This window comes from uncultured Tateyamaria sp., from assembly GCF_947488715.1.
In the GTDB taxonomy this organism is placed as follows: Bacteria; Pseudomonadota; Alphaproteobacteria; order Rhodobacterales; family Rhodobacteraceae; genus Tateyamaria.
Genome location: NZ_CANLAG010000007.1, coordinates 224384 through 230383 on the forward strand (window position 1 = coordinate 224384; position 6000 = coordinate 230383).

Annotated in this window: 5 protein-coding genes and 2 tRNA genes; 4 read left to right on the top strand and 3 right to left on the bottom strand. The window is 59.9% G+C overall.

Translation table 11 applies throughout. From position 1 onward, the window contains the following. Window positions 1-45 precede the first annotated feature (45 nt). Window positions 46-1020: a TRAP transporter substrate-binding protein gene (locus tag Q0936_RS16630; protein ID WP_299145232.1), complete on the bottom strand. Its 975-nt coding sequence runs from the start codon at window positions 1018-1020 to the stop codon at window positions 46-48. Between the two features lie 318 nt (window positions 1021-1338). Here Q0936_RS16630 and Q0936_RS16635 point away from each other — a divergent pair, with 318 nt between their 5' ends. After that, window positions 1339-2007: a GntR family transcriptional regulator gene (locus tag Q0936_RS16635; RefSeq protein ID WP_299145234.1), complete on the top strand. Its 669-nt coding sequence runs from the start codon at window positions 1339-1341 to the stop codon at window positions 2005-2007. A gap of 25 nt (window positions 2008-2032) precedes the next feature. Here the strand turns inward: Q0936_RS16635 and Q0936_RS16640 are convergent, their stop codons facing one another. After that, on the bottom strand, window positions 2033-2551 hold the full coding sequence (locus Q0936_RS16640; RefSeq protein ID WP_299294489.1) for a redoxin domain-containing protein: 519 nt from the start codon (window positions 2549-2551) through the stop codon (window positions 2033-2035). A gap of 222 nt (window positions 2552-2773) precedes the next feature. On the opposite strand from Q0936_RS16640, the gene Q0936_RS16645 reads away from it, so the two are divergent. After that, complete coding sequence (locus tag Q0936_RS16645) at window positions 2774-3712, top strand: pirin family protein (protein ID WP_299294487.1); 939 nt, start codon at window positions 2774-2776, stop codon at window positions 3710-3712. 8 nt (window positions 3713-3720) lie between these two features. On the opposite strand, the gene Q0936_RS16650 is transcribed toward Q0936_RS16645, so the two are convergent. Beyond that, the gene (locus tag Q0936_RS16650; protein WP_299294486.1) at window positions 3721-5643 is read right to left on the bottom strand and encodes a leucine-rich repeat domain-containing protein; all 1923 of its coding nucleotides are present in this window, start codon (window positions 5641-5643) and stop codon (window positions 3721-3723) included. Window positions 5644-5798: 155 nt separating this feature from the next. Here Q0936_RS16650 and Q0936_RS16655 point away from each other — a divergent pair. Continuing rightward, window positions 5799-5875, top strand: a tRNA-Asp gene (locus Q0936_RS16655). Between the two features lie 48 nt (window positions 5876-5923). Then, window positions 5924-6000: transfer RNA gene (locus Q0936_RS16660), tRNA-Asp, on the top strand.

A 6000-nucleotide genomic window follows, 5' to 3' on the forward strand; every position in this document is an offset into this window, starting at 1 on the left:
ATCCTGAAGGAGCCGGGCGCTCTGGTATTATGGCATGTCCGCCGATTACTCGGTGGCTTGGGCCATCTCGACCAGTGCCTTCATGTCAGGGTTTGCTGCCAGGTAGTCGGCATAAACGCTGTCCATGGCGGATTGGAACGGTGCCTTGTCCGCAATTTCGTTCACCGCGATACCTGCCGCTTCAACGTCTTTGCGTGCCTGCTCGGACCCTACGGCCCACAGCTCACGCTGGACCAGTGCCGCCTCTTGAGCAGCGCCGCGCACGGCGTCCTGCATTTCGGTGGACAGCGCGTTGAATTTCGCGGTGTTCACGCAGATGCATTCAGGAATGATCAGGTGCTCGGACAGCGAGTAGTGCGTTGTCACCTCGTAGTGGCCGACGTTCTTGAACGATGGGAAGTTGTTTTCCGCGCCATCCACAACACCGGTCTTCAGCGCCTGCTGCACTTCGGAGAATGCCATCGGTGACGGGTTGCCGCCCATGGCCGAAATCATCGAGGTGTAGAGGTCGTTGTTCATCACCCGGATTTTCAGGCCTTCAACGTCCGCAGGGGTGTTGATCGGCTTTTGGCTGTAGAAAGAGCGCGCACCGGCGTCAAACCATGCCAGCGGCAAAACCCCAGCGTCGCCCATGGCGGCGGCAACGGTCTGGCCTGCTTCACCTTCCAGAACCCGGAACATGTGCGGCACGCTTTTGAAGATGAAAGGCAGCGACACCAGGTTGGCTTCTTTTACCATCGGACCGATGGGACCGAGGTTGAAGTTGCCGACCTCGATGGCGCCGATGCGCACTTGCTCGAGCGCGTCGGGTTGCGAACCCAGAACGCCACCATGGAACACGTCGACGGTGATTTCGCCACCTGTGGCCGCGTCAACCAGCTCTGCGAACTTGTCCATTGCGGCGGTGTTTGGGTGGCCGTCGTTGTGGATGTTCCAGGCGCGCCAGTTGTCAGCGGATGCTGTACCCGCCACCAAAGCGATCGCAGTTGCGGTCGCAAAAAGCGATTTTGTAAATGTCATAGGTTCTCCTCCCTTATGTTTCTCCGACAGCATCTGGCGGTAAAACTTACAGGGGGGGAATGCGCCTTGCGGCACCTTTCTCCCCCAAGCCGGAATCGCTGCTTTCTCAATAAGGAGACTAGTATCCAAGTTTTGTCAACAAGCAGCTTTTGACTGTTGGTCCGGCTTGACATAACCCGTGTCAGCGCCTTTCTTGCGGTAAGCACTTTGCTCGTCTATATGCGATAGATATTGGGAAAAGTTGATTTTTTTCATTGCCTTAGCGTAGCATTGATGAGGCGACGGTCGACAATTGGAAAATGACTTGGGCGAGAAACCGTGGAAGATATTGTAAGACGCACCACAACCGACGCGGTCTACGAAAAACTGCATGACGAGATTGTTTCGCTCGAAATTCTTCCGGGAACGAAGCTGTCCGAGACGGAAGTTGCGCGGCGTTTTGGGGTCTCTCGGCAGCCTGTTCGAAACGCCTTTACGCGGCTGGGAACAGACGAGTTGTTGGTCATTCGACCTCAGAAGGCGACCGAAGTGCGCGGCTTCTCAATGGAGCGGATCGAGCTTGCGCGTCTGGTGCGGATGGCGGTGGAACTTGAGGTCGTGAACCGCGCAATCCAGGTATGGGACGCAACGCGCGAGGCGAAGTTGGCCGAAAACCTGGCTTTGCAGGAACAGGCGGTGCGCGACGGCGATTTGCCAGCGTTTCACGCGCTCGACTACGATTTTCACAAGCTGATTTATGTGCTGGGCGGCCATCCTTTGGCGTTCGAGGTTATGCTCGAATGTAAGCAGAAGGTTGATCGGTTGTGCCTGCTCAGCCTTGAGAAAGGCAGCGAAGCCGAGGCCATTCTGGCAGAGCACCGCGAGATTGCGGCGGGCATGGCTTCGGGCCGTCTTGAGCAGGCGCAAAGTTCCATGCGCAAGCATCTGTCCCGGTTGGATGAGACAATCGCCTTTATCCACGAAACGCATCCGAACTATTTCGAGTGACTTTGATAGGGCGGGGTGCCCGTTGTCAAGCCGTGCCGCGTTCGGGGCGGTCATTCTCGATGTTGAATTTCATACCATCCAAGAGCTCTTCGAGATCAGGGCGCGCCGCGGGACCGTTCGAGATATCAACAAGCATCAACGTCCCGTTGGGGCGAATGGCAAAGGCCCCCGGTTCGGCGAACAGGCCCGTGGTTTCAGCCTCTGACAACGGCGAAGACACATAAAGCCCCAGCGCGCGCATCTGCGCTTCGGTCATCCCGTAACACAGGTCAAAGTCCCAACCGAATTCCGCCAAATCGGCCTCGGCCTTTTCCTGTGTGTCTGATGAGACGACAACAACGTCCATGACGTCCGTCCAGGCTGGCAAGGCTGCATTCAATTTGTTCAGGAACCGCTTGCAGCGCGGGCAGTGTTTCCCGCGATAGACAAACAGCATGGTCCAGCGATCCTTTGCCTGACCAATTGCGATGTCCCCTGTTGGTCCGAGACACGGGAAGGTCATCGGTTCGATCTGCGCGCCCACATTTGGTTTGGGTGAGGTCATGTGATGTTCCTTTGCAAAATCGATTTCAGTCCGGCGAGGGGCCAGTTTCTAGTTTCATCGCAGATTGCGCGGGGGATGCAAATGACAGTTTTTCGCATCACCCGGCGCATGGGCGCTGACGCGATTTGCGCGTGCGCGCACGGAAGGTCTGTGCTCATAAGTGTTGTGTGCATGTGCGCTTGCGCTATCTTGGCGGGTACAACCTGAACGGAGTGCTGACACATGAGCTGGAATCCCGCGCTGGATCCGGATTGCCCCAAAGGCGACGCCGTAGATGCCATCGAAACTGTGATTGTGCCGCGTGCGCGGGACCTGGGCGGGTTCGAGGTGCGCCGCGCGCTGCCGGCGCCCAAGCGGCAGATGGTGGGGCCGTTCATTTTCTTTGACCAGATGGGGCCTGCGGAATTCGTGACTGGCAAGGGCATCGACGTGCGCCCGCACCCGCATATCGGGCTGGCCACGGTGACCTATCTTTACAAGGGCAAGATCCACCACCGCGATTCCCTTGGCACCGATCAGTGGATCGAACCGGGGGCGGTGAACTGGATGGTGGCGGGTCACGGCATCACCCATTCCGAGCGTACGGATGGCGAGATCCGCAAGAACCCGCACAACCATTTTGGTATTCAGACATGGGTGGCGCTGCCCAAGGATGCCGAGGACAATCCGGCAGATTTCCAGCACGCGCCCAAGGACACGCTGCCGTTTCTGGAGGGCGAGGGCAAAGAGGTGCGGCTGATCCTTGGCGATGCCTGGGGCGAGAAGGCCCCGGTGGAGACGTTCTCCGAGATGTTCTATGCCGACGCGGTCCTTGAGGCTGGGGCGCGTATCCCGCTGCCCGACAACCATGAGGACCGGGGTGTCTATGTGGTCGATGGGTCGGTGACGGTCGCGGGCGAGACTTATGATGCGGGTCAGATGATGGTGTTCCGTCCGGGAGATGCGATGTCGTTGCAGGCGGGCGCGCAGGGCGCGCGGCTGATGATGCTGGGCGGGGCGACGCTGGAAGGATCGCGGCACATCTGGTGGAATTTCGTGGCCTCCTCCAAAGAGCGGATCGAGGCGGCCAAGGAGGCGTGGCGCGCAGGCGACTGGGCGCATGGCCGGTTCCAGTTGCCCCCCGGTGATGAGGATGAGTTCATTCCGCTGCCGGAGAAGTGACCCGTCTGTTAGAGCAACCCCAGCGCTTGCAGCAGTTTTTGCAGCCAGCCAAGCTGGGTCGGGAATTTCGCGGCCAGTGAGGCGAATGTCGCGCCCTTTGTCACCAAGAGGTCCAGACCCAGCAAGACAAGCGGCACGGCTGACCCGCCCAGTGTTGCGGCGATCCCTTTTTTCGCGATGCCCCATGACTGACCGCCGATGTCTTTGAGTTCTGCCGCACAGGCTTTCCAGATCGGGACAATCCGGCCCAATAGGCCCGCGGCCACGTTGCTGAACGACGCGATGAGACCCGTGGACGGGATCGGGTCATCCGGGGCCTCGCGCACATCCGCGATCTGGTCGTTCAGGTTCTGGGGAATGTCCGGCGCCACTTCTGGCGTGTCTGTCAGGTCACGGAGGACATCCTCGATCTCTTTTGCGGCGTCCAGCGCATCCTCGGCGGACACGGGGTGGTCCAGCGCTCTGTCGCGGTAGGTGCGCCAGTCGGAGAACCGTTCGAGAAACAGGGCAAGTGCGGCGGCGAATTCCTGTATGTCGGCGGCATCGGTTGCGTCCAGCACCTCATCTGACAGGCCCGCCTGTCGGATGACGCGGTTGCCGTGCGTGCCGATGGCGACGGCGTTCATCTCGGCATAGTCGCCGGTCAATGCCGTGTCCAAACGGGTCAGCGCCCGTTCAAGCGGCGGCATCGCGTTTCCGATGCGCACGCGCTGGTCCTCAAGGTCCTCAAGGAATTCGCGCAAGGCCTGCCACCCCTGGCGGGCAAGGTCCGAGGCGTCTGTGGGCAGTCCGTCGCCGGGTGAGGCACGGTGCAAAACGCCATCGACCTCGACAACCTGCAACGGGGCGGTTCGGTTTGCGGGGATGTCCGGTTTGTCCTCAGACACCTCCCACGGCAGTGGTTCAGGGTAGGGCGGCAGAGTCAGCAGATATTCGCGCGTGTCGCGGTAGCATTTGGCGTGGTCGTCGTCTTCGACGTGGGACAGACGGGTCAGTTCCGGTGTCGCGCGGCTTGCGGGGGTGCTTTCGTACAAAAGTCCAAGTGCCGCTTCTTCCCCCAAACGCTCAAGCCCGATCAAGGGGCGCAGATCTTGTACGTGTGAACCTTTTATGCTTAGTTCGATTAGGTCGGACAGAGCGGCAAGAGGCGCAATGTTTGTGATTTGTGTGTTGCTGAGGTCGAGGATCGTCAGGTTTGCCAGCTCAGCGAGGGGTGCGACGTCTGTGACTGGTGTGTCGCTGAGGTAGAGCATCTTCAGGTTTGCTAGCCCAGCGAGGGGCGCGATATCTGTGACGTGTGTGCCGCTGAAGTGGAGCATCTTCAGGTTTGCCAGCCCAGCGAGGGGCGCGATATCTGTGACGTGTGTGTCACTGAGGTAGAGCGTCGCCAAGTTTGCCAACCCAGCGAGGGGCGCGATATCTGTGACGTGTGTGCCGCTGAGGTAGAGCGTCGCCAAGTTTGCCAACCCAGCGAGGGGCGCGATATCTGTGACTGGCGTGTTGCTGAGGTCGAGCGCCCTCAGGTTTGCCAGCGCAGCGAGCGGTGTGATGTCTGTGACTGGTGTGTAGCCGAGGTAGAGCCTCGTCAGGTTTGCCAGCCCGGCCAGCGATGTGATGTCTGTGACGTTTGTGTTGTCGAGGTTGAGCTCCGTCAAGTTTGCCAGCCGAGCGAGCAGTGCGATGTCTGTGACTGGTGTGCTTATCAGGTCGAGGCGAGTGAGACCTTGCAAGCTTTCCAGGGGCGACAGGTCAGTGATCTGGGTGTCGTCCAGTTCGATGTAAGTCACGCTGTCCAGCATCGCGATCTCGGTCGGCAGGGTGGTCAAGGCGTTGTAAGTGTCAGCCTTTAAATCCAGATGATCTTCCCCCGCCGCGCGGACGCGGAGGATTTCGGCGCGGGCGGCCTCAAAAGCTTGTTCTGCGTCTGTCATGGCGTGTTGCCCCCTTGCACCTTGGTCGAGGATTGCCTTTGCGACCCGGACTGGCAAGGGGGCGCATGGGTGCCACGGGCCCAATTATTTGCAAAACCGCGCAAAGCCTGCTTGACGCCGCCAAAGTCGCGCCATAAACCCGCGAAACGCAGCGGGCGGTTGTAGCTCAGTTGGTTAGAGTACCGGCCTGTCACGCCGGGGGTCGCGGGTTCGAGCCCCGTCAACCGCGCCACTGCTGCTCTCTGGTCCCGGAGAAATGGGCACGCCGAAAGGCAAATGCGCGGTTGTAGCTCAGTTGGTTAGAGTACCGGCCTGTCACGCCGGGGGTCGCGGGTTCGAGCCCCGTCAACCGCGCCA